The 23,390-nt window shown below is 69.5% G+C and carries 19 protein-coding genes; all 19 read left to right on the forward strand.

Annotated elements, in window-relative coordinates:
• The first annotated feature begins 23 nt into the window (after positions 1-23).
• Positions 24-2,804, forward strand: a complete 2,781-nt coding sequence (locus tag ACRY_RS17310) for a tetratricopeptide repeat protein (RefSeq protein WP_231295304.1) — start codon at positions 24-26, stop codon at positions 2,802-2,804.
• A gap of 9 nt (positions 2,805-2,813) precedes the next feature.
• Complete coding sequence (locus tag ACRY_RS17315; protein WP_012040439.1) at positions 2,814-4,124, forward strand: putative O-glycosylation ligase, exosortase A system-associated; 1,311 nt, start codon at positions 2,814-2,816, stop codon at positions 4,122-4,124.
• Entirely contained in the window at positions 4,121-4,333 is a 213-nt protein-coding gene (locus ACRY_RS17320; protein ID WP_012040440.1) for a hypothetical protein, read from the forward strand. The genes ACRY_RS17315 and ACRY_RS17320 overlap by 4 nt, the downstream gene beginning before the upstream one ends.
• On the forward strand, positions 4,333-5,562 hold the full coding sequence (locus tag ACRY_RS17325) for a glycosyltransferase (RefSeq protein WP_012040441.1): 1,230 nt from the start codon (positions 4,333-4,335) through the stop codon (positions 5,560-5,562). Before ACRY_RS17320 ends, ACRY_RS17325 begins: the two co-directional genes overlap by 1 nt.
• Positions 5,563-6,100: 538 nt before the next feature.
• Entirely contained in the window at positions 6,101-6,742 is a 642-nt protein-coding gene (locus tag ACRY_RS17330) for an XrtA/PEP-CTERM system exopolysaccharide export protein (protein WP_012040442.1), read from the forward strand.
• A gap of 7 nt (positions 6,743-6,749) precedes the next feature.
• Positions 6,750-8,231, forward strand: a complete 1,482-nt coding sequence (locus tag ACRY_RS17335) for an XrtA system polysaccharide chain length determinant (protein WP_012040443.1) — start codon at positions 6,750-6,752, stop codon at positions 8,229-8,231.
• Entirely contained in the window at positions 8,228-9,157 is a 930-nt protein-coding gene (locus ACRY_RS17340) for a chromosome partitioning protein (RefSeq protein WP_012040444.1), read from the forward strand. The genes ACRY_RS17335 and ACRY_RS17340 overlap by 4 nt, the downstream gene beginning before the upstream one ends.
• Before the next feature lie 4 nt (positions 9,158-9,161).
• On the forward strand, positions 9,162-10,886 hold the full coding sequence (locus tag ACRY_RS17345; protein WP_043509264.1) for a hypothetical protein: 1,725 nt from the start codon (positions 9,162-9,164) through the stop codon (positions 10,884-10,886).
• 2 nt (positions 10,887-10,888) lie between these two features.
• Entirely contained in the window at positions 10,889-11,815 is a 927-nt protein-coding gene (locus ACRY_RS17350; protein WP_007423884.1) for an ExeA family protein, read from the forward strand.
• Positions 11,812-12,666 carry an XrtA system polysaccharide deacetylase gene (locus tag ACRY_RS17355; RefSeq protein WP_012040446.1) on the forward strand — a complete coding sequence of 285 codons (855 nt, stop codon included), beginning with the start codon at positions 11,812-11,814 and terminating at the stop codon, positions 12,664-12,666. The genes ACRY_RS17350 and ACRY_RS17355 overlap by 4 nt, the downstream gene beginning before the upstream one ends.
• Positions 12,632-13,708, forward strand: a complete 1,077-nt coding sequence (locus tag ACRY_RS17360; RefSeq protein ID WP_419465247.1) for a FemAB family XrtA/PEP-CTERM system-associated protein — start codon at positions 12,632-12,634, stop codon at positions 13,706-13,708. The genes ACRY_RS17355 and ACRY_RS17360 overlap by 35 nt, the downstream gene beginning before the upstream one ends.
• A 6-nt stretch (positions 13,709-13,714) precedes the next feature.
• Positions 13,715-14,899 carry a TIGR03087 family PEP-CTERM/XrtA system glycosyltransferase gene (locus tag ACRY_RS17365; protein WP_012040448.1) on the forward strand — a complete coding sequence of 395 codons (1,185 nt, stop codon included), beginning with the start codon at positions 13,715-13,717 and terminating at the stop codon, positions 14,897-14,899.
• Positions 14,896-16,353 carry an exosortase A gene (gene xrtA / locus ACRY_RS17370; RefSeq protein ID WP_012040449.1) on the forward strand — a complete coding sequence of 486 codons (1,458 nt, stop codon included), beginning with the start codon at positions 14,896-14,898 and terminating at the stop codon, positions 16,351-16,353. Before ACRY_RS17365 ends, xrtA begins: the two co-directional genes overlap by 4 nt.
• Positions 16,354-16,471: 118 nt before the next feature.
• Positions 16,472-16,846, forward strand: coding sequence for a hypothetical protein (locus ACRY_RS17375; RefSeq protein ID WP_012040450.1), 375 nt, complete (start codon positions 16,472-16,474; stop codon positions 16,844-16,846).
• A 145-nt stretch (positions 16,847-16,991) separates the two neighbouring features.
• The gene (locus ACRY_RS17380; protein WP_012040451.1) at positions 16,992-17,354 is read left to right on the forward strand and encodes a hypothetical protein; all 363 of its coding nucleotides are present in this window, start codon (positions 16,992-16,994) and stop codon (positions 17,352-17,354) included.
• Between the two features lie 402 nt (positions 17,355-17,756).
• Positions 17,757-18,188: a cupin domain-containing protein gene (locus tag ACRY_RS17385; RefSeq protein ID WP_231295305.1), complete on the forward strand. Its 432-nt coding sequence runs from the start codon at positions 17,757-17,759 to the stop codon at positions 18,186-18,188.
• 148 nt (positions 18,189-18,336) lie between these two features.
• Positions 18,337-20,220 (forward strand): sigma-54-dependent Fis family transcriptional regulator, encoded by a 1,884-nt coding sequence (locus ACRY_RS17390; RefSeq protein ID WP_007422168.1) that lies wholly within the window; start codon positions 18,337-18,339, stop codon positions 20,218-20,220.
• A 138-nt stretch (positions 20,221-20,358) separates the two neighbouring features.
• Positions 20,359-21,435: a 2,3-butanediol dehydrogenase gene (locus tag ACRY_RS17395; protein ID WP_012040453.1), complete on the forward strand. Its 1,077-nt coding sequence runs from the start codon at positions 20,359-20,361 to the stop codon at positions 21,433-21,435.
• Positions 21,436-21,468: 33 nt separating this feature from the next.
• Positions 21,469-23,292: an NAD(P)/FAD-dependent oxidoreductase gene (locus ACRY_RS17400; RefSeq protein WP_012040454.1), complete on the forward strand. Its 1,824-nt coding sequence runs from the start codon at positions 21,469-21,471 to the stop codon at positions 23,290-23,292.
• Positions 23,293-23,390: the final 98 nt, after the last annotated feature.

Consider the following 23,390-nt stretch of genomic DNA (forward strand, 5'->3'; position numbering starts at 1 on the left):
CGATCATGCGATCCGTCCGGTCGGTGACACTGTCACTGGCCGTGGCGGGGATGGCGGGCTTCGCCCCCGCCGCCCATGCCGGGCAACCGCGCTCCTACCAGCGGGCGCAGGCGGCCGTGGCGCACGGCAAGCTGCTCGATGCGCGGCTCGACCTGCTGAACGCCGTCCGCCGGCATCCGCATGACGGCGCCGCGCACGCCCTGCTGGGCGAGGTCTCGCTCCAGCTCGGCGATGCCGTCTCGGCCGAGCGCGAGGCGCGCAAGGCCATCGCCGCCGGCTACCAGCCGAACCGCAGCCTGGCCCTGCTGCTGCGCAGCTACGTGGCCCAGGGCAGGTCGATCGCCCTGCTGCACGATTTCCCGATCGGCTCGGCCACCGGGGTCCACGCCGCCGTCATCGCCGTGGGGCGGGCGCGCGCCAACCTGGTCCTCGCCCGCTTCGACCGCGCCGAGGCCGACCTCGCGCGCGCCGCCGGTTTCGCGCCCGATGCGCCGGGCCTGTACGAGACCCGGATCGACCTCGCCATCGCCCGGCACGACCTCGCCGCGGCGCGGCGCATGATCGCCGCGCGGCTCAAGGTGACGCCGGCCGCGCCGGCCCTGCTGCGCCGCGAGGCGCAACTGGACATCGGGGAGGGCCAGCCGGCGCGCGCCGCAACCATCCTGCAGCGCGCCAATGCCGCGGACCCGCTCAACACCCGCGGCAAACTGCTGCTCATCCAGGCTCACCTGGCCGCCGGCGCGCTGCCCGCGGCGCAGGCCGAGCTCAAGCGCGCGGCTTCCCTGCTGCCCCATTCGGCCGGGCTCGCGTATTTCCAGGCGACGATCGACGTCGACGAACATCACTGGCATCGCGCCAGCGCGCTGCTCGATCATCTCGGCGGCATCGCCACGCAGCTGCCCGGCATCCTGTATCTTCGCGCGAGGACGGATGCGGCGCTCGGCCAGCCGGCCGCCGCGCTGACCGCGGCCCAGAAGTTCGCGGCGCAGCAGCCCGGTGACAGCGCCGCGCAGCTGCTGGTGGCCACGCTGGCGGTGCGGAGCGGTCATTACGGCGTCGCCAGCCGCAGCCTCGACAAGCTGGCGGCGGCCGGGAAGCTGGATGCCCAGGCCCTCGACCTGCGCACGGCGATCGAGATCCACGACCACAAGTGGAATCAGGCCGAACAGGACGCGCTTCAGGCCCTCAAGGCGGATCCGAAGGATCTCGCGGCGGGGATCAATCTGGCCGAGCTCGCCCAGCAGCGCGGCGACTTCAAGGCGGCCGAGCAGCGATACCGCGCGGTGCTCGCCGGGGTTCCCGCATCGGCGAGCGCCGTGCTCACCTCGGTCGAGATCCGGCTGGGATCGGCCGCGCTGCTGGCGAACGACGCCCCGACGGTAACGCAGATGGTCGCCGCGCTGGACAAGCAGGGCGCCACACCCGCCGCCGCGCAGCTGCAGGCGAAACTGGACTTCCGCCGCGGCGATCTCGACGCGGCGCGGGCCGACCTGACCCGGCTGCTCGCCGCCCGCCCCGGCTCGGTGACGGCGCAGCTCGGCCTCGCGCGGGTCGACCTGCTGACGCAGCGGCCGGATGCGGCGCTGAAACGCCTGACCGCCGTGGTGAAGGCGCATCCCGCGGATCCGCGCCCCGTGCTCGCGCTGGCCGCCCTGCAACGGACGATGAACCAGCCCGACGCCGCGCTGGCCACGCTCGATCGCGCGCATGACCGTGCCCCCGACAATGTCGCGTTCGTGGCGGCGATCCTGCAGCAGCGGCTCGCGGCGAAGCAGTTCACCGAGGCCGGCAACCTGGTCTCGACCCTTCCGGCCGCGATGCAGCGCCAGCCGCAGATCCTGCTCCTGCGCGCGAAGCTCGATGCCGCGCAGGGGCGCCTCGATCAGGCCGCCCTGAACCTGCAATCCCTGCTGGCCGCGACGCCGGACGACGTGACGTCGCGGCTGGCGCTCGCGCATATCGACATGGCGCGCAAGCAGCCGCAGGCGGCCGAAGCGGTGATCGAGGCCGGGCTCGCGCGTGATCCGCGCCAGCTCGCCCTCATGCAGGCCCGGGTCGGCCTCGCCCTGGCGCGGCACGGCGCCGGCGCGGCCGAGCAGGAGGCGAAGCGACTCGCCGCCGCGCCCGACCACATGCCCGAGGCCGGCGCGCTGGAAGGCGATCTCGCCCTGTCGCTGCATCATTGGGCGAAGGCGGCGGCCGCGTTCAAGGCCGCCTATGACGCCAATCCGTCGTCGGCGCTGGCGGCGGGCGCGATCCGCGCCGACATCCAGGGCGGCCATCGCGACGCGGCGCTGGCCCTGCTCAAGGCGGCGAGCGCCCGGTTCCCCGACAGCGTGGCGCTGAGCGACATGCGGGGATCGGTCGCGCTGTCCCGGGGCGACCTGAAGGCGGCCGCGGCGGAGTACGCACACTCCCTGCGCCTGGCGCCGCAGGACGCGGTGGCGCTCAACAATCTCGCCTGGATCGAGGCGAAATCCGGCAAGCCGGACGCCGAGGCCTTGGCCGAGCGCGCCTATGTCGGGGCGCCGACGCCGCAAACCGCCGACACACTCGGCTGGATCCTTCTCCACGGCACGCCCGGCAAGGCGCGGCGCGCGCGGGCGGCGGCGCTGCTCGATGCGGCGCACCGGGAAGACCCCGCCGACCCGTCGATCGCCTATCACGATGCCGCCGCGCTGGCCCGCACCGGCGAGCGGGGCAAGGCGATCGCGATCCTCAAGCCGATCGTCACGCCGAAGGCCTCGTTCGCCGACCATGCCGCGGCGGCGGCGCTGCTGGCGAAACTGGAGCGGCAGGGCTGAGATCCCGCGATGCTGCATCTCCTGGCGCTGGCCGTTCCGTTCCTGATCCTGCTCGGCATGGCCATGGTGCGCCCCATGGTCGGGGTGATCGCGTTCGACTGGATCTCGCTGATGAACCCCCAGCAGGACCTCTTCGGCACCGGGGCGCATCTGCCCTGGGCGCTGGGTGCCGCGCTGGCGACCGTGATCGGCTGTCTCGTCGCGCATGAGCCGCGCCGCTTTCCGATGACATCGACGCAGGTACTGATCCTGGCCTTCATGGGCCTGATCACGCTCAACACGCTCTTCGCCCTGGTGCCGGCCAGCGTGGAGAGCCATGGCTACATCCAGCTGATCAAGTCGCTCGGCTTTGCCCTGCTCGCCGGCGCCCTCGTCACCAACCGCCGGCGGCTGCACACGGTGCTCTGGATCATGGTCATCTCGATCGGCTATTACGGCGTGCGCGGTGGCCTCTTCGCATTCCTGACCGGCGGCAACGATCACGTCTACGGCCCGCCCAACACGTTCATCGGCGACAACAACCAGCTCGCGGTGGCGCTGCTGATGACGATCCCGCTGATGAACTACCTGCGCCTGCACGCCGCCCATCGCGCGGTGCGGACGGGTCTGCTCGCGAGCATGGTGCTGACGCTGTTCGCCGTGGTGGCGACCTATTCGCGCGGCGGATTGATCGCGCTGACCGCCATGGGCGCGCGGCTGTGGTGGAACAGCAGAAACCGTCTGACCAGTTTCCTGCTCTTCGGAATCGTGATGGCCACCGCGATCAGCTTCATGCCCGCCGACTGGAAGGCGCGCATGTTCACCATCCTGCATTTCCATCATTCCAATTCGGCCAATGAGAGAATGACGGTCTGGCGCGATGCGTTCGGGATCGCGCTGCACAATCCGCTAACCGGCGGCGGATTCCAGGCCACCGCCATGCCTGGCGTCATCCATCGCTATTTTCCGATGGCGCATCAGCGGGCGACCCACAGCGTCTGGTTCGAGATCCTGGGCGACCAGGGATTCCCGGCGCTGTTCGTCTGGATCGCGCTGAACCTCAACGGCCTGTTCATGGCGCGGCGGGTGGCGCGGCGGGCGCGAGGCAATCCGGCCCTGGCCTGGCTGGTCGATTTCGGCCGCATGACGGAGGTTTCCATCATCGCCTTCATGGTCGGCGGATCGTTCCTGTCGCTCGGCTATTACGACTACTTCTACATGCTGCTGATTCTCGTGTCCTCGGCCCTGGTGCTGCTGCGCGCGGAATTGCCCCGGGTCGCCGCCGAGGCGGCGCCTGCGGCCGCGCGGGGGTGGCGGGCGCGCGGGGCGGTCGCGCAATGAGCGCCGCGTTTTTTCTCCTCGCCATGATCGCCGTCCTCTGGCTCGGGGTCTGGATTTTCGACGAGCCCCGGACGGCGGATCCGTCCCGCAAGCCGCGCCCGACCCCGTTCGATTACGTCGAGGCGAAGCCGGCCACGCCGACCGCGGTCACCCCGGCCGCGGGCGCGGGCTGGCGGCAGCGGCGGGCGCAGTCGAAGACGCGGCCGTGATGCGCATCGCCACCGTGTCCACGCTTTATCCCAATGCGATGTTTCCCTCGCACGGGATTTTCGTGGAGACGCGGCTGCGTCATCTCGTCGCCGATACCGGCTGCGCGGCGCGGGTGATCGCGCCGGTGCCCTATTTTCCGTTCCGCGCGCCGCTCTTCGGCCGGTTCGGGCAATGGGGCCGCGTGCCGCGCGAGGATGTTCGCCTCGGGCTCGATGTGCTGCATCCGCGCTACGGGGTGATTCCCGGCATCAGCGGTGCCGCGACGCCGTCGCTGCTCTACCGGGCGATGTGCCGGGGCATGGAGCGCCTGCATGCGGCCGGATTTCATCCGCAGCTGATCGATGCCCATTACCTGTATCCGGACGGTGTCGCCGCCGCGCGTCTGGCGCGGCGCCTGGGCCTGCCGCTGGTGATCACGGCGCGTGGTTCGGATGTCACCGCCTGGCCGGCGCACAGGGGGCCGGCCCGGCAGATCCGCGCCGCGATCCGGCAGGCGGATCACCTGATCGCGGTGAGTGCGGCACTGGCCGAGGGCCTGGTCTCGCTGGGCGCGGACCCGCGATCGGTCACGGTGTTGCGCAACGGCGTCGACCTCGCGCGGTTCGTCGCGATCGACCCCGCGCTGGCCCGCGAGCGGATCGGTCAGCAACGGCGGTATCTGCTCTCGGTCGGGCACCTGATCCCGCGCAAGGGGCATGACCGGGTGATCCGCGCGCTGGCGATCCTGCATCGGCGCGGCCTCGGCTCGCACGACCTGCTGATCGCCGGCAGCGGCGCGGAGGAGCCGCGGTTGCGCAGGCTCGCGGCGTCGCTCGGGCTGGGCGGGCGGGTGCGGTTTGCGGGCAGTATCCCGCAGGAAGATCTGCACGCCTATTATTCCGGCGCGGATCTTCTCGTGCTGGCGTCGAGCCGGGAAGGCTGGGCCAACGTGCTGCTCGAGTCGATGGCGTGCGGCACGCCGGCCGTCGCGTCGCCGGCGCCGGGAAATGCCGAGGTCGTGCGCGATCCGGCGGCGGGACTCGTGGCCGCGGCGAACACGCCGGAGGCCCTGGCCGACGCGATCCTGACGCTGCTCTCATCCCCGCCCGATCGCGCGGCGACGGCGGGTTTTGCCGCGGCGCACGACTGGCGGAGCATCAGCCTCGGCCAGGCCCGGATTTTCGAGACCGTTCTGGCACGGCGCGGCGCGGCGGCGGGCGCGCCGGTCGAACAGGCGGCCTGCGCATGAGGGGCGCGATGACGATGCTCCGCTCATCAACATGAGGGGCACCGCAGCCGATCCTTCATGGTCTTCGGCGGACGATCTTCGTAACGCAAGGTTGTCTTAAATTAAACATACTCGCCGCTCTCGTGATTTTTATACCGTAATAGGATTCCAGTCCAGAAATGTGCATAAATCTGTCGCTTTCCCACGATCGCCATGCTATGCCCTGAGGGATCGCTTAACTGATTGTCAGGCGCGTATTTCAGCGAGAGAGGTCATTTTGAAGAACGTATCGATCGACGTGTCTGGCGTCGGGGACGCCGATCGCGTTCCCCGTCGCTGACCGGCCCGCATGAGCATCGTCGTGTCTCCTGCCGCAAGCTGCCGTGAACCCGGCTGGGCGCGTGTCGCCGCGCCCCGCGGCGACGGGTGGGTGCGCGGGCCTGGCCGGCCGCGGCGTGGTCGGACGATGCACGATCCCGGCCCGGAATTTTCATCACCGCCCCGATGACCGTTTCACGCGCCGCCCGGGATCTTTGACCGGCAAGGAGATTGCAAGCCCATGAATTCAGATCGTTACCGGCGGATTTTTCGCCACAAGACAACCCTGCCGTTGCTGTTCATGGCCGCGCTAAGCCTGGGACTGGCCAGCTGCGCGGCGCCGCCGGCGCCGAAAGTGCCGACCGTCGCGGTTCCGAACCCGACCTACCGGATCGGGCCGGGGGATGTGTTGAGCGTGTTCGTCTATGGCTCGCCCGATCTCTCGGAGGCGGCGGTGCCGGTGCGGCCGGACGGACGGTTCTCGATCCCGCTCGTCCAGAACATCCGCGCGGCCGGCAAGACGCCCCTGCAACTGCAGAACGACATCGCCAGGCGGCTGAAAAGCTACGTCAAGAATCCCAACGTCACCGTGATCGTCAAAAGCTTTCACGGCGCGCTCGGCAGCGACATCAGGGTCATCGGCGCCGGCAAGCCGCGCGCGATCCCGTACGTCAACGGCATGACCATGCTTGACCTGATGACCGAGATCGGCGGCGTGCCCCGTTTCGGCCTGGCCAACGGCGCCTTCATCATCCGCCGCACCGGCGGGCATGACGTGAAGATCCCGGTCGCCCTCGGCGCGCTGCTGAACCAGGGCGACCTGAAGCAGAATATCACCCTGCAGCCGGGTGACATCGTCGTCATCCCGCGCAGCCTGTTCTGAGCCGCCGATGGAACAGCTCATCGAAACCGCACTGCGGCTGCTCGCCACCGCCTGGCGCAAGCGCTGGTACGCGCTCGCCACCGCGTGGCTCGTCTGCGCGCTCGGGTGGACGGCGGTCATGCTGCTGCCGCCGAATTTCGAGGCCAGCGCGCAGCTCTACGTCGCGGCCGACCCGGTGCTGACGCCGCTGCTGCGCGGCATCGCCATCAACGGCAATTCCGAACAGGAATTCAACCTGCTCCGCCAGACGCTGCTCAGCACCCCCAATCTCCAGCACCTGATCGACCGCGAAGGGCTGCACGCGCAGGGGCCGGGTGCGCGCGAGGCGCTGGTGCGCCGGCTGCGGGCGCGGGTGACCGTGGTGCCGCAGAGCCGCAACCTGTTCACCATCCGCTATGTCGGCCACGATCCGCGGCGCGCCTACAACATCATCGCCGGTCTGGTGAACATCTATGTCGAGCGCGCGTCGGACCACAACCAGAGCGACATCGACAATGCCGGCAAGTTCCTGCAATCGCAGATCGACTATTTCCACAACCAGCTGAAATCGCTCGAAGCGCGCCGCGCGGCGTTCCAGGCGAAATATCTCGAACTGCTGCCGGGCAGCGACGGCGTTTCCGCCGTGCGGGCATCGGGCGCGCGGGTCCGCAAGCTGGAGACCGAACTGCAGGACGCCAAGGCCGAGCAGGCGCTGCTGGCCAGCGAACTCGCCAAGACCAAGCCGCTGCTGTCGGAAACCCAGGCCGCCGGCGGCAACCCCGCGCTCGCCGCGGCCCTCGCCAACCTGGCCAGGCTGCGCCAGCAATACACCAACAGCTATCCCGGCGTGCAGGCGGCCGAACGGCAGGTCAAGGCGCTCGAACACGGGCCGGCCGGCGGCGGCAAGTCCAGCTACAGCGTGCCGGTCGCCAATCCGGTCTACAAGGCGCTGCATCTCGAGATCCTGCAGACGCAGACCAGGATCCTCGAGACGACCCGCGCGCTGGCGCGCGCCAAGGTGGAGCATGCGAAGCTGACCGCGCTCGCCCGTTCGGCGCCCGGCGTCGAGGCGAAGTTCATCAACCTCAACCGGAATTACGGTGTCCTGCAGAAGGAATATCAGGACCTGATCAGCCGGCGCGAGGCGATGCGCATCGGCGCCGCCGCCAATATCGATGCCAACCAGGTGCAGCTGCAGGTGATCAATCCGCCGGTTCTGCCCCGGCTTCCCATCGGGCCGAACCGGCGCCTGTTCCTCGTCGCCGTGCTGGTCCTCGGCATCGGTGCGGGCCTCGGCGTCGGCGTGTTGCTCGGCGAACTCGAGGGCCGCGTCCGCTCCGAGGCGGATCTGCGCGGCTTCGGCATCCCGGTGATCGGCCAGATTTCCGACATCTCGCCGCAATCCGGCGTGATCATGCCGGCGCTGCGCATCGGCATCGGCGGTTCGCTGCTCCTGGGCGTGTTCGGCGCGCTCTTCATTGCGACCTTCATCATCGGGGGGCTCGGATGAGCCAGAACGAACGTCCGCCGAATTCCGTCCGCAGCCTGATCGAGCGCCTCGCCGCCGGGCTGGACGCCGAGGGGATGCCGGTGATCAACCCGAACGAGCCGCAGGCCGCATCGCAACCGGCCCGCCAGGCATCCGCCGCGGCCGAACCGCTCGCGCTGCGCGCCGCGCGATTCTCCTCGACCCTCGCGCCGCGCCGCCAGCACCGCCCTGCCGTCGTGTCGCTGGCCCAGCTGGAGGAAAACGGCATGGTCGCCCTTCGTCGTCACCGTCATGTTGGCGAGGAGTTCCGGATCGTCCGCCACCATGTGCTGGAACACTTCCAGCAGGCGCAGGGGCAGCACGACCCGGTGCGCCGCAACAACATCGTCCTCGTCACCAGCCCGCGCGACGGCGACGGCAAGAGTTTCGCCGCGCTGAATCTCGCCGGCCTGCTGGCGGAGGGCGGGGATCGCGACATCGTGCTCGTCGATGCCGATTTCGGCGGCGCCTCGCTGACCGCGCATTTCGGTCTTGCGGAATCGCCCGGCCTTCTCGAATTCGGCGACTCGCCAAGGCAACTCGCCGGATCGATCCCGCTCGGCACCGCGATCGACCGGCTGGTGTTCATTCCCGTCGGCGGTTCGGCCGACGCCGAAGCCCGCACCGCTCTGGCCGCCCAGCGGCATGTCCGCAGCCTGGCCAGCGCGGTGGCCGACAGCTACGAGGACGCGATCGTCGTGGTCGACGCCCCGGCCTGCCTGACCAGGAGCGACGCCACCGAAATCTCCGCGATCGCCGGGCAGGCGATCCTGGTGGTGCAGGCCGGGCAGACGCGCCGCGCCGAAATCGAACAGTCGCTCGACCTGCTCGATTCCTGCCCGCAGCTCAGCCTGCTGCTGAACCGCGCGGCGAAGCGCCGGCGCGGCCTGTTCGCCAGAAGGGGCTGACGCGTTGTCGGCGCCATCGTTCCCGCGCGCCCGCACCCTGCGCATGGCCCTGCTGCTCGTGCCGGCGCTGGTCGCGCGGGAAGGGCGGGCGGTCGCCCAGGCCACGAGCGACGCGGCCGCGTCGTCGTCATCTTCAGCATCGTCGTCGTCGTCGTCCGCCGGCGTGACGGACTCGTCGATGACCAGCGCGGCGCCGTTCGGCACCGCGGTGCGCCTCGGCGCGCTGCCGAGCCCCTTCGCCTCGTCCGGCGGGCTCGAAGGCCCGGCGCCGCTGCCGAGGGGGTTGGAATTCACCCCCTCGATCGGCCTGTCGGAGGAGGCGCTTGTCGGCGGATTTCCGAAATCCTATGGCTTCGACAACGAATTCATCACCAGCCTGACGCCGGGCCTGCGTGTCGTCGGCACCGCGCCGATCGGGCGCGTGTCGCTCGACTATCGGCCGCAGCTCGAACTCTACGCGCGCGAGAGCCGGGATTCCGGCATCAGCCAGTCGCTGAACGGCAGCTTCGAGACCCAGCTGATTCCCGGCCGGCTCGACCTCAGTGCCAGCGCCTTCCTGACCCAGCAGGCGACGGAAGGCGGCCTGGCGCCCGGTGGTTCCGCCGCCATCGCGCCGAACGCGCGCACCACCACGCAGAGCTACCTGGTCAGCCCGCATTACCGCTACAGGTTTCGCGGGCTGGGCCGGCTCGATCTGGTGTATCTGGCCCAGTATACGCGGCAGACCGGCAACAGCGCCGCGCTGTCCGGCAGCCAGCTTCCCTATTTCGTGCCGAACGACGTCTTTTCGCAGACGGGCAGCGCGCAGTTCACCACGGTGCCGCTCTTCCCCGATCTCGACGATGTCGTCCTCGTCACCGCCTCGCAGGACACCGGCACCGGCGTGCTGGACGGATCGAGCCAGATGCGGGCCGAGGACCGGGTCCGCTACGCCTTCCTGCCGCAGGAATTTCTCGTCGTTTCCGGCGGCTACGAAAATCTCCGCTACCAGGGCTTCCCGCCGACCCATATCGCCGATGCCGTCTGGAGCATCGGCCTGCATCTGCATCCGCGCCGCGACGTCGATATCCGGCTCGCCTATCGCCACCGCGACGGGTTCGATGCGCCCTATCTGCGCGCCACCCTGCAACTGACGCCGCGCACCACACTATCGGCCAGTTATTCGGAAACGCTGGCCACCCAGGCCCAGGCCATCGCGGCCAACCTTGCCGGCAGCACGGTGAGCGCCGGCGGGCAGATCGTCGCCACCGGCACGCAGGTGCCGCTGCTGCTGACCAATAACAGCCTCAGCGTCCAGTCGGGCCTGTTCCGCACGCGGCAGTTCTCGATCGCGACCATCACCCGCTGGTCGCGCGACCGTCTCTCGCTCAACCTCGTGCGCAGCGACGAAACCCTGGTCGCCAACGCGCCCGGCACGTCCGGCTTTTCGCAGCGCAGCCTGTCGGCGTCGGCCACGTTTTCGCATCAGCTCACGCGGAGCGCGACGGTCAGCGCCTATTTCGACTACAGCACGCTCGATACGCCGCAGGGCGGAGCACTGGCCGGGCTCGGCCAGAGCCCGGTCTATACCGGCGCCCTGACCGGCACTTATCAAACCGCCAACCGGCTCGAATTCGACCTGCAGCTCGCGGTCACCAACACATCGCTCAACGGCTACGGCGTTTCGCCCGGCATCGCCGGCAACGGGGTGCAGGCGAGCATCACCTTCGGCGTGCAGAAGGTGTTCTGAGCGTGGATCTGCTTCGAAGCCATTTCAACCTGCGGGAAATGCCGTTCCGGCTGACGCCGGACGAGCGCTATTTCTTCGAGAGCGGCGAACATGGCCGGGCGATGGCGCATCTGCTGTTCGGCCTCTCCCAGGGGGATGGCTTCGTGGTGATCACCGGCGAGGTCGGCGCCGGCAAGACCACGCTGATGGAGCGCCTGCTCGCGCGCCTCAACCCGAGCGCCTACCGGCCCGCGGTGATCACGACGCCGGCGGTCAGCGGCTGGTCGCTGCTCCGCCTGATCGGGGCGGAATTCGGCATCACCCGCGTCGCCGACCAGGCCGAGTTCCTCGGGCAGATCTGCGAGCGCTGGCGCGGCGACCATGCCCGCGGGCGCCGCCCCGTCATCGTCATCGACGAGGCGCAGGCCCTGCCGGCGCAGACGCTGGAAATCCTGCGCCTGCTCTCCAACCTCGCGGACCGGTCGCGCCCGCTGATGCAGGTCATCCTGCTGGGCCAGCCGGAATTCCGCCGCACGCTCGCCAGCCCGCAGATGGAACAGCTGCGCCAGCGGGTCCTCGCCTCCTACCATCTGAACCCGCTGCCGGCCGCCGACGTTGCCGCCTATATCCGGCACCGGCTCGCCGCGGCCGGCTGCGAGCGCGACGACCTGTTCGACGAGGGCGCGGTCGCCGCGATCCATGCCGCCACCAACGGCGTGCCGCGCCGCATCAACCGCCTCTGCGCCCGGCTGCTGTTCAACGCCGCACTGGAGGGCGAGCAGCATATCGGCGCGGCGGCGGCGAAGCGGATCGCCGACGAGCTCGAGCGCGACCTCACCGCCGGCAGCCCGCCCGAGCCGGCCCCGCGCGCGCGGTCGCGCACCGGCCTGGTCGAGCCGGCCGGCTTCGATCCCGACGATGCGCCGGCCTCTCCGGAGTTCTTCCGATGAGCCTGACCGGGGCCATGACCATCGATGTCGAGGATTATTTCCAGGTGCAGGCCTTCGCCGACGTGATCGACCGCGAGAGCTGGGAGCGCTGGCCGCGGCGCGTCGAGGCCAATACGGAATGGATGCTCGAGGCGCTGGCCGCGCGCGGCGTGCACGCGACCTTCTTCACCCTCGGCTGGGTGGCCGAGCGGCACAGGGGTCTGGTCCGCCGCATCGTCGCGGCCGGGCACGAGCTGGCCAGCCACGGCTACGGGCACCAGCTGGTCGACCGCATCGGGCCGGAGGCCTTCCGCGCCGACCTCGCCCGCGCCCGCGCCGCGCTGGAGGATGCCGGCGGCGTCGCGGTGATCGGCTATCGGGCGCCGACCTTCTCGATCGGGCCGCACGTGCCCTGGGCGTGGGAGATCCTCGAGGAGACCGGGCATCGCTACACCTCCAGCCTGTTCCCGGTGAAGCACGACCTCTACGGCACGCCGGATGCCGCGCGCGTGCCGTTCCGGCCGGCGGGATCGTCGCTCTGGGAAATTCCGCTCACCACCGTTCACGGCTTCGGGCGCAACTGGCCCTGTGCCGGCGGCGGCTATTTCCGCCTGCTGCCCTATGCCGCCTATCGCGGCGCGGTGCGGCACCTGCACCGGCGGGAAGGGCGGCCGCAGATCTTCTACACCCATCCCTGGGAACTCGACCCCGGGCAGCCGCACATCCCCCAGGCCCGGCTCAGCGCGCGGTTTCGCCACCGGGTCAATCTCGGCCGGATGAAGACGCGCTTCGCGGCCCTGCTGGAGGATTTCGCCTGGGACCGGATGGACCGGGTCTATGCCGATCTTCTCGACCCGTCCCGCCCGTGCTGACATGACGCTCCGTTACCGCCCCGCCGAACCGCGCGACGCCGCCGCCTGGGATGCGTTCGTCGACACCCATCCCGACGCGACCTTCTTTCACCGCTTCGCCTGGGGCGGGATTCTCGCCACCGGCTTCGGGCATCGGCCGCATTTCCTGCTCGCCGAGCGCGACGGGCAGGTCTGCGGCGTGCTGCCGCTGATGGAGGTGAAGACGCTGTTGTTCGGCCATGCGCTGGTCTCGCTGCCCTTCGCCGTCTATGGCGGCCCGCTGGCGGCGGATGGCGAGGCGCTGCAGGGCCTCGCCGAGGCGGCGCTGGCGCTGCAACGCCGGCTGGGCGCGCCGGTGTGCGAATTCCGCGCGCGCGGCGGGCTCGACCTCGACCCGCAGCGCTTCGTCACCCCCGAGCCGCTCTATTTCACCTTCCGCAAGACGCTGCCCGAGGGCGAGGACGACCTGCTGAAGGCGATCCCGCGCAAGCAGCGCGCCGTGGTGCGCAAGGCGATCGAGCGCGGGCTGACCAGCCGGATCGAGCACACGGTCGAGCCGTTCTTTTCGCTCTATGCCGAGAGCGTGCATCATCTCGGCACGCCGGTCTTCTCGCGCCGCTATGTCCGCGCCCTGCTGGAAGGTCTTGGCCGGGATGTCGAGATCCTGACCGTGCGGCACGAGGACCGGCCGGTCTGCGCCGTGCTGTCCTTCGTGTTCCGCGACGAGATCCTGCCCTATTACGCCGGCGGCGGGCCGGCGGCGCGGGGCGTCGGCGGCCACGACTTCATGTATTGGGCGCTGATGCGCCGCGCCCGGGAGCGGGGGCTGAGCGGGTTCGATTTCGGCCGCAGCAAGGCCGGCACCGGCGCCTTCGACTTCAAGAAGAACTGGGGCTTCGCGCCCGCGCCGCTGCCCTATTGCTTCGCGCTGGCGCCGGGTGCCGCGATCCCGGAGAACAACCCGCTCAATCCGAAATACCGCGCCATGATCGCGCTCTGGAAGCGCCTGCCGCGGCCGGTGGTGAACCGGCTGGGCCCGGCGATCATCCGCGGCCTCGGGTGAGGGGCGATGCATCTGCTGTTTCTCGCCCACCGGCTGCCCTATCCGCCGAACAAGGGCGACAAGATCCGCTCCTTCCGCTGGCTCGATCATCTCAGCCGGAAATACGACGTCCATCTCGGCTGCTTCGTCGACCGGCAGGAGGACATGGCGCATGTCGAGACGCTGCGGCCCGGCCTCGCCTCGGTCGCGGCGATCCCGCTCGATCCGCGGCTGGCGCGGCTGCGCGCGCTCGCCCGGCTGCGGCCCGGGATGCCGCTCAGCGTCGGCTATTTCCATGACCGGCGGCTGCGCGCCTGGGTGCGGCAGACGCGCCGGAACCATCCGATCGAGCGCGCATTAGTGTTCTCCAGCGCGATGGCGCCGTATCTCGACGATGCCGAAGCGCTGCCGACGCTGTTCGACATGGTGGATCTCGATTCGGAGAAATTCGCCGCCTATGGCGCGGAGTCCGGCGGCATCCGCGCGCTGGTCTGGCGGCGGGAGGCGCGCACGCTGCTGGCCCTCGAACGGGCCGCGACGGCGCGCTTCACCCGCACCTTCCTGGTTTCCGATGCCGAGCGCGACCGCTTCACCGCCCTGGCGCCGGAGACCGGGGCGCGGACCGAGGCGGTGCCGAACGGCGTCGATACCGGGTTTTTCGATCCGGGGCAGGACTGGCCCAACCCCTATCCGCCCGACCGGCCGGCCATCGTGTTCACCGGCGCGATGGACTACCGGCCGAACATCGACGCCTGCCTGTGGTTCGCCCAGAGCGTGATGCCCGACCTGGCGCGGGACCGGCCCGGGCCGGTGTTCCACATCGTCGGCGCCGATCCCGCGCCGCAGATCCGCGCGCTGGCGGCGCATCCATCCATCGACGTGCATCCCGACGTGCCCGACATCCGCCCCTATCTCCGTCACGCCGCCCTGGCGGTCGCGCCGCTGCGCATCGCCCGCGGCATCCAGAACAAGGTGCTCGAAGCCATGGCCATGGCCCGCCCCGTGCTGACCACCACCGCCGCCCTGACCGGCATATCCGCGATCGCCGGGCGCGATGCGCTGGTCGCCGATGACGCGGCGGCGATGCTCTCCGGCGCGCGGGCGATCCTGCGGGGCGAGTGGCCCGGGCTCGGTGCGGCCGGGCGGGCTTCGGTGACCGCGAATCACGGCTGGTCGACCGCGCTCGCAGCACTCGACCGGGTGCTCGCGTGAGCGCTTCATGGCGCCGGGCCGGGCTGGCGCTTGCCCTCGGCATCGTCGGGTTCGGCATCGTCTTCGCGCATGAGGCCGAGGCCGCCTATGGCGTCTGGTGGGCGTCGACGGCGTATAATCATTGCTTCCTGATCCTGCCGATCGCGCTGTATCTGCTGTGGGAACGCCGCGCCGGGTTCGCCGCGCTTGAGCCCGCGGCCGAGCCGCGCGCGGCGCTGCTGGCGGTGCCCTTCGCGCTGGCATGGTTCGTCGCCCAGCGCCTCGGCATCATGGAGGGCCGCCAGCTCGCCGCGATGGGGATCCTGCAATGCCTGCTGCTCGGCGTGCTCGGCCGGTCGGTCTACTGGCATTTTCGCGCGCCGTTCTGGTACCTGGTCTTCCTCGTGCCGTTCGGCAGTTTCCTGGTCGCGCCGCTCCAGCGTTTCACCGCCGAATTCGCCGCCGCCGGCCTGAGTCTGCTGGGGATCGCCCATTATCTGCACGGCACCACGATCGAGATCGCCGCCGGCGCGTTCCGCATCGCCCGGGCCTGTGCCGGGCTGCGCTTCCTGATCGCCGCCATCGCCTTCGCCGTGCTGTATGCGCTGGTGATCTTCCGCTCCACCGGGCGGCGGCTGGCGTTCATTGCCGTCTGCCTCGTCGTGCCGGTCATCGCGAACGGGTTCCGCGCGCTCGGCATCATCTGGCTCGGCTATGCCGAAGGCAGTGCGAAGGCCGCCGCGACCGATCACGTGCTGTACGGCTACATCTTCTTCTCGATCGTGCTGTTCGTGATCATCCTGCTGGGCCTGCCGTTCCGCGAGGATCACGCGCTGCCGGCGGTGGTGCCGGGCGCGCCGGCGCCGGCGGCGCGGGGCACGAGTCTGGTTGCCGCCCTCGCCGTGCTGGCGGTCAGCCTCGCCGGGCCGGCCGTCGCCTTCGCGCTGGACCGGCAGGCGCGGCAGACCGTCGTCGTGCCGCCGGCCAGGCTGGCCGGATGGCGCGCGGTTCCGACCCCTTCCGGCGGTCTGCCCGCCGGCGCCATCCGCCGCGACTTCGTCGACCCCGACGGGTTCAGGGCGACGATCGTCGCCTTTCCGCCGGGCACCGCGCCGGAGCCGATCTTCGACCTGCGCCGCCGGCTCGGCCTGTTCAACCTGCGCGAAGTGCATCTCGGGCTGATCCGGGCAACGGGTTCCGGCACGCCGAACTGGCAGCTCGCGGTGAGCAAGAACGGGCATCGCATGGCCGCGAGCGATCTCGTGATCGACGGCCGGCTTACCCTCGGCTCGCTGGTCACCCGCCTCTACATGCTGGACGACCTGTTCGCGGCCCGGGATGCGCAACTCGTGGTCGTGGTGACGGCGCCGCGCGGCGGGCTGCCGACCGTTGCTGCCCTGCGCCATGTGCTGGCCAGCCCCGCGCTGACGCCCCCCGCCCTCGGCAAGATCGCCCGCGCCGCCGCGAACCGGTAGGCCCGAGCGGCGCGGGCGCCGCATCGACCGGGGATGGTATGTCGGCCGCCCCCCTTGGAAGCGGAAGATTTCGGCCGATCTTGAAGGGATGGGCCGGAGCGTCTCGGGGAGTGAGGGGATGCGCGTGAGGAATGGCTGGCGACTGGGTCTGATGGCGCTGTGGTCTCTCGGCCTCGCCGGATGCGCCGGGCCGCACCTTGCCAGGACGATGAGCGCCTATGTCGGCAAGCCGGAATCGGCGCTGGTGGCGGCGCTGGGCGTGCCGGCCAGCCGCACCGAAAGCGGCGGGATCACCTATGATCGCTACGAGCGGACGATCACCTACTCGGTCCCCGGCTGGGTCGGCGGGCCGCTCTTCGTGGACCAGAGACCGGCGATCGGCGGAATTCCCCCGGCCGTTCCGCCCCAGACCTATCACAATACCTGCACCGTGACCTTCGCCATCGTCGGCGGCGTGGTGCGTTCCTACACGGCGCACGGGTCCGTCTGCTGATCCTGCTTCATTCATCAACAGGATCGGGCGCTGCATACGGTCTGGACGAGGGCGCTGCTCAGGTGGCCGCGAGTGCGCCGGACACGATCGTCCTGGTCACGCCCCGGGCGAGCCGCTCGACGGCGCCGGACGGGCGGGCCGCGCCATGGCGCTACCGGATGCGCAGAACCGGCTTGCGGGCACCGTGTCTCCATGCCAAGTTTTCCGGCAAATGCCCGATAACGTCAGACCTTATGAAAAGGATCCGGGGCGCGGCGATGATCGGCTCTGGGCCGTTATCGCCACCATCGGCCGTGTTGTACGGATCGCCGACATTCATGCCAGCCACACCCGCGCCCAGGCTGACCAGATCTGGCGCGAGCAGCAGGTGCGGGCCTATCTCGGCTTTCTGCAACGCTGCGAGCTGCCAGTGCCGCGCTATACGATCCGCTCGATGAGCCGCGCGCAATTGCCCCGCGGGTGGCGGCCGCTGCCGGCGCTCGGCTTTCTGAACGGGCGCATGTCCTGAATGGGCGCGGTGCCGCTCTCTCGGGACCGCGCAAGCAATGATCCGCCGTTCCGCTCCGGGAGAGACCTGGCCGCGAACCCGGCCCGGTGCGCGGGAGCGGTGCTCGTGATGAGGATGCCAGGCGCGGTCACCGGGGCTGGGTTGGCCTGCCGTGCTCCGGTATCGTCAGCCGCGCGTCCGTCCCCGGCGCCGTGAACGGCGCGGCACCTTGTCGTCCGTCGTGGCGCATGGGCGCTCCCGTGGCCGTTCATCTGCGCAACCGAAAGGGTCGATCAAAAGATTTCATTTGAACGATGGCGGGGACGGGCCAGATCCGGTGCGGACACGGCAGAGCGGAACGGGCCGGGACGATCCGTTCGGACGTGCACGAATTCAATGCAAATGCAGGTCTGGAACATAATCATGGGCAAAGACATTCATAATTTCTTCGATCTTGACGAAATCAAGGCGAGATTTCCCGACGCTGCGGATTCCGTGATTGTCGATGCCTATCTGTCGGACAGTGAATCGGCAAGTTCCCGTGTCTTTCGTTTGTATCGGCCATTGCCGAGGCATTTTCACATGAATTGCGACGAGCACCTCCTGCTCCTGGATGGCGAGGCCGATTTCAGCCTGGCCGACGAGCCGCCGCGCCGGCTTCGCGCGGGCCAGATGGTGATGTTCCTGCGTCACGTCGTGCATGCGATCCGGCCGGTCGAAGGCGCCGCCCCCGCGATATTCCTGACCGTCGACACGCCACGCCGCGCGCCGGACGATGTGCATTTCGTGGACCCGGCAGATGAGGCGGGCGCGCGCTTCGTGACCCATCTCGCGGGCTACGGAAGCCGCCGGTGACGAACGGGTTCCGGGGCCCTCGGCGCCGATGATCGGGAGGCGGCCGATCGCGTCGGACCCCGCACGTTGAACATTTCGTGCTATTTCCGTGCAGGCGGATTCGGTTTTTGTCATATGATGCCTTGGGAAACGTTGAAAAGTCGAAAGCATGACCATCGCCGACCATGTGCGTGAGATCGAATCCGTCTGGCAGGGCAATGCCAGCATGCGCGACCCCTATGTCATCCAGTCCTGGCGCCGCTGCCTCGATGACTACCGCCTTGATCCTGCGGTGAACGCCGAAGCCGTCATCCTCCCCGAGGGACGGCTGAAGGAGCACCGCCAGCAGGCCGAGGGACTGATCGCCATCGCCCGGTCCGGCCTCGAGCGGCTTTATGGCAATGTCGCGAACCAGGCCTATGTCCTGCTCCTCGCAGACCGGGCTGGCGTCACCGTCGAATATCTCGGCGATCCCCGCTACGATGACGATCTGCGCCGCGCAGGGCTCTATCTCGGCTCGGACTGGGCCGAATCGCATGCCGGCACCTGCGCCGTCGGTGCCTGCATCGCCACCGGCGAGGCGTTGACGATCCACCAGACCGACCATTTCGACATGACCCACACGCCGCTCTCCTGCACGGCGGCGCCGATCTACGATACCGCGGGGCAGCTTTCCGCGGTGCTCGACATCTCGCTCCTCAAATCGCCCGTGGAAAAGACCAGCCAGAACCTGGCCCGGCACCTTGTCACCACCACCGTGCGGCGCATCGAACTCGCCAACCTGATGGAACGCACCCGGCGCCAGTGGGTGCTGCGTTTCGCCCTCTCTCCCGAGTTTCTTGATGTCGACCCCGAAGGCGGCATCGCGATCGATGATTCCGGCCGCATCGCCGGCCTCACCCACGGCGCGGCGCGCATGCTCGCCCGCGCCGCGGGGCGCGACTGGCGCCGCCCGGAGCAGTTGATCGGCCAGCCGATCTCCCGCTTCCTCGATCTCTCGATCGACGATCTGCCCGCCCTGATGCGCGGCCGGCCAACCCATGAGCGCGTGCTCCGCGCCCGTGACGGCAACATGCTCTTCGCCCATGCGATCGAGCCGCCGCCCCGTCCGCGCGCAGCACGGCAAACCCTGCCGCCCGCCCTCCGCCGCCTCGGCGGCGAGACGCCCGAGATCAAGGCGCTTCAGGACCGTGCCGCGCGCTTTGCCCGCACCGACCTGCCGGTGCTGATCCACGGCGAAACCGGCACCGGCAAGGAATATCTCGCCCGCGCAATTCACGAGGCGAGCGGCGCGAAAGGCCCCTTCGTCGCGGTCAACTGCGCTGCGATTCCGGAAACCCTGGCCGAATCAGAGCTGTTCGGCCACGCTCCCGGCGCGTTCACCGGAGCGGCCCCGCGCGGCCGCCGCGGCCTGATCGAGGAGGCGGATGGCGGCACGCTGTTCCTCGACGAGATTGGCGACATGCCGCTCTCCCTGCAGACCCGCCTGCTGCGCGTCCTTGCCGAACGCACGGTCCAGCCCCTCGGCGCCGCCCGCCCGCGCAAGGTCGGTTTCCGGTTGATCTCGGCCTCGCATCGCGACCTTCGCGCATTGGTCGCCGCGGGGAGCTTCCGCGAGGATCTCTTCTATCGGCTGAACGTCGCCGCGCTCAGCCTCCCACCGCTGCGCAGCCGCGGCGATTTCGACTGGCTGCTCGCCCGTCTGCTGGCGACGCGGCAGCGCGAGGGGCGGCCGGTCCGTCTCGCGCCGGATGCCGCCGCCATGCTTCGCGCCCACCGGTGGCCGGGCAATCTGCGCGAACTCGACAACGTCCTCGCGGTGGCGACCGCCTTGTGCGAGGAAGGCGAAATCCGCGTTGCGGATCTTCCCGGCGGTCTTGGCCCGGTCTCCGTTCGAACGGAGGACGATGCGGCCGCTTCGCTCCGCGCCGCGCTCGATGGCTGTGGCGGCAATGTTTCCGCTCTCGCCCGCCGCCTGGGCTGCGACCGTACCACCTTGCACCGCCGGATGCGCCGCCTCGGCATCTCCGGCCGCCTCCGCCCGCAGCACTGAGCGCCACGGAACGCCACACAGGGGCGCCACACTGTGGCGCCATCCTGCCCGGCCGGCCGCGCATTTCCGCCGAATCCGGGCTGGCATGCCGTTTGCTTTTCACTCGTTCGCAACGCCAAGATTGCAAGGAGGAACGACGTGAAAGCACTACGATTCCATGCCGCCCGCGATCTGCGGATCGAGGACGTCGCCGCACCTGACCGCAAGCCGCCGCCCGGTCAGGTCCTCGTGCGCAACCGCTTCGTCGGCATCTGCGGCACCGACCTGCACGAATACGCCTACGGGCCGATCTTCATCCCCACCACACCGCATCCCTTCACCGGCGCCCAGGGGCCGCAAATCCTCGGGCACGAATTCGGCGGTGTCGTCACCGCGATCGGCGAGGGCGTCTCCAGCGTGAAGCCGGGCGACCGCGTCTCCGTCCAGCCCCTGATCATGCCGCGCGCCGGCGACTATTATGCCGACCGTGGCCTGTTTCACCTCAGCCCGCAGCTGGCGCTGGCCGGCCTCAGCTGGGCCTGGGGCGGCATGGCCGAGGAAGCGATGCTGCACGAATACAACGTGCAGAGGATTCCCGACGCGCTGAGCGACGAGGAAGCCGCCCTGGTCGAGCCCGCCGCCGTCGCCGTCTATTCCTGCGACCGCGGCGGCGTCGGCGCGGGCAGCGCGGTGCTGGTGACGGGCGCCGGGCCGATCGGCCTGCTCACCCTGCTCGCCGCCCGCGCCGCCGGCGCGACGACGCTCTTCCTCTCCGACATCAACGACGCGCGGCTCGCCTTCGCCCGCAGCATCCTTCCCGACATCGTCGTTCTCAACCCGCAGCGCGACGATGTCGGCTCCCGCGTCCGTGCGGCGACCGAGGGCGGGGCGGGCTGCGACGTCGCCCTCGAATGCGTCGGGAACGAGCACGCGCTGAAAGCCTGCCTCGATGCGGTGCGCAAGCAGGGCGTGGTGGTCCAGACCGGGCTTCACCCGCACGACAATCCGCTCGACTGGTTTCAGGTCACGTTCAAGGATGTCGACCTGCGGGGCGCCTGGGCCTACCCGACCCATTACTGGCCGCGCGTGATCCGCATGATCGCGAGCGGCATCCTGCCCGCCTCGAAGATCGTCACCGCCCGCATCCGGCTCGACGATGCCGTTGCCGAAGGGTTCGAGGCGCTGCTCGATCCCTCCGGCAGGCACATCAAGATTCTCATCGATCTCGCCGCCTGACGCGGCGTCACAACAGCAAGGGAAACGCAACCCATGAACGACATGACGATCGACAAGCCCATCACCGTCTCCGCGCCGCAGAAGGCGGTCGAGGCGTGGCTCGACAGTTTCAGCCAGGCATTGAACGCCGGTGACGCCGAAGCCGCCGCCCGGCTCTTTGCGCCGGTCAGCTTCTGGCGCGACCTGATCGCCTTCACCTGGAACATCAGGACCGTCGAAACGCCCGACGGCGTGCGCGACATGCTGGCGGCGACCCTCGACAATGTCCGTCCGGTCAGCTTCGCGCTCGCCGAGCCGCCGACCGAGTCCAACGGCGTCATCGAGGCCTGGCTCGCCTTCGAGACGAAGATCGGCCGCGGGGAGGGGCTGCTCCGCCTGCAGGACGGCAAGGCCTGGACGCTGCTCACCACCCTCGCCGAACTCAAGGGGCACGAGGAGCCCAAGGGCATCCGCCGGCCCATGGGCGCCGAGCACGGCGTCCGCCGCGGCCGGCAGAGCTGGCAGGAAAGGCGCGAGGAGGAAGCCCGCACGCTCGGCTACGAAACCCAGCCTTATGTCCTCGTCGTCGGCGGCGGGCAGGGCGGCATCGCGCTTGGCGCGCGGCTGCGCCAGCTCGGCGTGCCCGCCATCGTGATCGACAGGCACGACCGGCCGGGCGACCAGTGGCGCAAGCGCTACAAGTCGCTCTGCCTGCATGATCCGGTCTGGTACGACCACCTGCCCTATATCGATTTCCCCGCCAACTGGCCGGTCTTCGCGCCGAAGGACAAGATCGGCGACTGGCTGGAAATGTACACCAAGGTCATGGAGATCAATTACTGGACCAGAACCACCGCGAAGAGCGCCGCCTTCGATGAAGCGAGCGGCACCTGGCGTGTCGTCGTCGATCGCGATGGCGAGGAGATCGAGCTCCGTCCGACCCAACTCGTCCTCGCCACCGGCATGTCGGGCAAGCCGAACATCCCGCAGTTCAAGGGCATGGACCGCTTCCGCGGCGAGCAGCACCACAGCTCCCGGCACCCGGGGCCCGATGCCTATGCGGGCAAGAAGGTCGTGGTCATCGGCGCCAACAACTCGGCGCACGACATCTGCGCCGCCCTCTGGGAGCATGGTGCGGACGTCACCATGGTCCAGCGCTCCAGCACGCATATCGTCCGCTCGGATTCGCTGATGGAGATCGGCCTCGGCGAGCTCTATTCCGAGAGGGCGGTCGCCAATGGCGTGACCACCCGCAAGGCGGACATGATCTTCGCATCGCTGCCCTACCGGATCATGCACGAGTTCCAGATCCCGGTTTATGACGCGATCCGCGAAAAGGACGCCGATTTCTATGCCGCCCTCGAAAAGGCCGGCTTCATGCTCGATTTCGGCGCGGACGATTCAGGCCTGTTCATGAAATATCTCCGCCGCGGCTCGGGCTATTATATCGATGTCGGCGCCTGTGACCTGGTCATCGACGGCAGCATCAAGCTCAAGAGCGGCGTCGGGGTCGACGAGATCACCGAAACCGGCGTGAGGATGGCGGATGGCGAGGAACTCCCGGCCGATCTCATCGTCTACGCCACGGGCTATGGCTCGATGAACGGCTGGGCCGCCGATCTGATCAGCCAGGAGGTCGCCGACAAGGTCGGCAAGGTCTGGGGCCTCGGTTCCGACACGCCGAAGGACCCCGGCCCCTGGGAAGGCGAGCAGCGCAACATGTGGAAGCCGACGCAGCAGCAAAACCTCTGGTTCCACGGCGGCAATCTCCACCAGTCACGCCATTACTCGCTGTATCTCGCCCTCCAGCTGAAAGCGCGGCAGGTCGGCATTCCAACGCCCGTCTATGGCCTGCAGGAGGTGCATCACCTGTCCTGAGTGGGTCTGGGTGCCGCGGGTCGTCCCGCCTGCGGCACTCATTCCGGCCGTGACCGTGCCATGCCAGCGCGGTTGCCGGCGGTGGCGTTTCGGACGCC

The sequence above is a fragment of the Acidiphilium cryptum JF-5 genome (genome assembly GCF_000016725.1).
Classification (GTDB): Bacteria; Pseudomonadota; Alphaproteobacteria; order Acetobacterales; family Acetobacteraceae; genus Acidiphilium; species Acidiphilium multivorum.

Coding starts and splice junctions, on each gene's coding strand:
- ACRY_RS17315 (WP_012040439.1), top strand. CDS start 2,814: ATGCTGCATCTCCTGGCGCTGGCCGTTCCGTTCCTGATCCTGCTCGGC.
- ACRY_RS17355 (WP_012040446.1), top strand. CDS start 11,812: ATGAGCCTGACCGGGGCCATGACCATCGATGTCGAGGATTATTTCCAG.
- ACRY_RS17380 (WP_012040451.1), top strand. CDS start 16,992: ATGGCGCTACCGGATGCGCAGAACCGGCTTGCGGGCACCGTGTCTCCA.
- ACRY_RS17325 (WP_012040441.1), top strand. CDS start 4,333: ATGCGCATCGCCACCGTGTCCACGCTTTATCCCAATGCGATGTTTCCC.
- ACRY_RS17365 (WP_012040448.1), top strand. CDS start 13,715: ATGCATCTGCTGTTTCTCGCCCACCGGCTGCCCTATCCGCCGAACAAG.
- ACRY_RS17335 (WP_012040443.1), top strand. CDS start 6,750: ATGGAACAGCTCATCGAAACCGCACTGCGGCTGCTCGCCACCGCCTGG.
- ACRY_RS17390 (WP_007422168.1), top strand. CDS start 18,337: ATGACCATCGCCGACCATGTGCGTGAGATCGAATCCGTCTGGCAGGGC.
- ACRY_RS17400 (WP_012040454.1), top strand. CDS start 21,469: ATGAACGACATGACGATCGACAAGCCCATCACCGTCTCCGCGCCGCAG.
- ACRY_RS17320 (WP_012040440.1), top strand. CDS start 4,121: ATGAGCGCCGCGTTTTTTCTCCTCGCCATGATCGCCGTCCTCTGGCTC.
- ACRY_RS17375 (WP_012040450.1), top strand. CDS start 16,472: ATGCGCGTGAGGAATGGCTGGCGACTGGGTCTGATGGCGCTGTGGTCT.
- ACRY_RS17360 (WP_419465247.1), top strand. CDS start 12,632: ATGCCGATCTTCTCGACCCGTCCCGCCCGTGCTGACATGACGCTCCGT.
- ACRY_RS17385 (WP_231295305.1), top strand. CDS start 17,757: ATGGGCAAAGACATTCATAATTTCTTCGATCTTGACGAAATCAAGGCG.
- ACRY_RS17330 (WP_012040442.1), top strand. CDS start 6,101: ATGAATTCAGATCGTTACCGGCGGATTTTTCGCCACAAGACAACCCTG.
- ACRY_RS17340 (WP_012040444.1), top strand. CDS start 8,228: ATGAGCCAGAACGAACGTCCGCCGAATTCCGTCCGCAGCCTGATCGAG.